This is a genomic window from Bacillus sp. LR--39 (assembly GCF_053613335.1).
The window spans coordinates 1-521 of sequence record NZ_JBSIOT010001579.1 but is presented as its reverse complement, the minus strand read 5'-3'; the positions used below and the strand labels follow the sequence as shown (position 1 = coordinate 521).

General features: G+C 41.8%; 1 pseudogene. It reads left to right on the top strand.

What is annotated here, in order from left to right:
- Positions 1 to 425 (top strand): annotated as a pseudogene (gene rsbP / locus ACWHAR_RS31900) (phosphoserine phosphatase RsbP); the annotation flags it as partial.
- Positions 426 to 521 lie beyond the last annotated feature (96 nt).

Sequence of the window (521 nt, the reverse complement as noted above, 5' to 3'; positions counted from 1 at the left end):
GGCACCTTCACAGCTTGTTTCAAAATGATGAGGAAGCAAGACATTATTGCACTGCTATTTATCTCGAGATTGACATAGCACGGCAAAGAATTGATTATGTCAACGCAGGGCATCCGCCGGCACTTTGGCAGGACGATAGTGGAACTCAACATCTGCTTCACGCTACCTCGCCTCCGATCGGGATGTTTGAAGACTTAGTGTTTCAGTCAAGCAGCCTTTCATACACGGAGGGCGGAAGATTGCTTCTGTATACGGATGGCGTGATGGATCCTACGGCTTCATGTTATTTATTTGATTTACTAAAGGATCATCCTGATTCGCCAATCGCTGACCTGAAGGAGAAAATCCTTACATCACTGCAGCATCAAAAGGAAGCTCATCATAAGAGTGATGACGAATGTTTTATATTAGTTGATGTAAAATAAAATGATCCATGAGACATAACAATGATTTGTTACATCTCATGGATTTTTTGTTTCAGCGTTTCTTTGGAATATGTCCTGACTCCGCATATTGAAACA